Here is a 1,489-nt window from a genome sequence, read left to right as displayed (position 1 = left end):
CGACGCGCAGCTGCGCGCCCTGGTGGATTTCGTGGCCTCGGTGGACCGGCGCCTCCCGCTGCACTTCTCGGCCTACCACCCGGCCTGGAAGCTGGAGGCGCCGCCCACGCCGCGCGCCACCCTGGAGCGCGCGGCGCGGATCGGCCGCGAGAAGCTGGACCACGTCCACCTCGGCAACGTCTGACCGGCGTCGCCTCAGTTCGCCGGCGAGATCAGCAGGTCCACCCGGAACGTGAAGTCCGAGCTGTAGAGCATGATGCTCTTCTCGCCCCACATCGTGTCGCCCACCAGGTTCAGGTAGCCGGTGGCCTCCTCGTTGGTCGAGGCCGGATCGTAGTCCCGGACGTAGGAGTGCAGGTTGAGCTTGGCGTAGCCGAAGTTGAAGCTCTCGGTGTCGAAGGCGATGATGACCGAGGCGCCGCCGGCGTCGTGGATGACGGGGTGGCCGTCGCCCATCTCGACCCAGTCGCCGAGGGCCAGGCCGTAGACCTGCTGGTTCACGGGGTTGCACTGGGTCCCGGGATCCGCCCCATTCAGGCAGTCGAAGGCGTTGGCCCACACGTAGAACCGGTCCATGTCCACGGCGTTGTCGGTGCCTTCGTCGTCGGCCATCAGGCAGACGAACTGGTTGACTTGAACCCGGACCAACTGCTCGATCTGCAGGGGCCGCACCAGCGTGTACTGCGAGGTGAGGGTCACCAGGGCCAGCGTGTTGTCGGCGACGTGGCGGAAGCGGTAGACCAGGGGCACGCCCGGAGATTCCGGCGTGAAGTCCGTGCTCGCCGCGATGACCTGCATGAATCCCTCGAAGCCCAGCTCGATGTCGTCCAGACCCTGGGTGGAGCCGCCGTAGACGATGGTCTTGATCGAGGCGCTCTGCAGCACCTCGCGCGCCGTGTAGCCGAATTCCAGTTCCACGTCGACGGTGCCGTTGTAGGCGGCGTTCAGCGCCAGCCCCATCTGCTCCTCGGAGAACTCCGTCTCGATGCAGGTCAGGGCCATCATGCCGTAGCTCACGCTCGAGACGTACATGGGCATCGAGCCGGGCGGCAGGGCGGCGGCGATCTCGGCGGCGGTCGCCGTCGGGGCGAACAGCGCCGACGGGCTGGCCGGCGTGTCCATGTCGATCGTGTAGTAGATCTGCATGTACTTGGCCATGATCTTGTTGGTGGTCGAGCCCTCGTCCCAGTTGAAGGCCGTGCTCAACGAGCCCGCGCCGTAGGAGACGTCCGCGCCCACGAAGAGGTTCATCTGCGACTCGCTGTGGACCTGGTCCATCGTGAATTCCACGCGCGCCGGCACGTGGGTGTCCTCGCCGACGGCCGTCTCCAGCAGGTCGGAGATGCCCTGGCGCACCGTGGACAGGCGCGGGTCGTCGACGACCCGGGTGATGTCGCCGGGCGTGGACGAGCCCTCGAGGGAGACCGACAGGGTGATCGGCGCGCGGGCAACGGTGACCGGCACGTAGACGAACTGGTGGGCCTGGTTG

The 1,489-nt window shown here is 67.4% G+C and carries 2 protein-coding genes; one reads left to right on the top strand and one right to left on the bottom strand.

Going from position 1 to position 1,489, the window contains the following annotated elements:
- A partial coding sequence (locus tag Q7W29_09995; protein MDO9172151.1) for an AmmeMemoRadiSam system radical SAM enzyme occupies positions 1–184 on the top strand: 184 nt, incomplete at its 5' end.
- 11 nt (positions 185–195) lie between these two features.
- On the opposite strand, the gene Q7W29_09990 is transcribed toward Q7W29_09995, so the two are convergent.
- A partial coding sequence (locus Q7W29_09990; GenBank protein ID MDO9172150.1) for a thiol-activated cytolysin family protein occupies positions 196–1,489 on the bottom strand: 1,294 nt, incomplete at its 5' end.

This window comes from bacterium (assembly GCA_030654305.1).
In the GTDB taxonomy this organism is placed as follows: domain Bacteria; phylum Krumholzibacteriota; class Krumholzibacteriia; order LZORAL124-64-63; family LZORAL124-64-63; genus PNOJ01.
The sequence above is the reverse complement of the archived record's forward strand: the minus strand, read 5'-3'. Positions and strand labels throughout refer to the sequence as shown.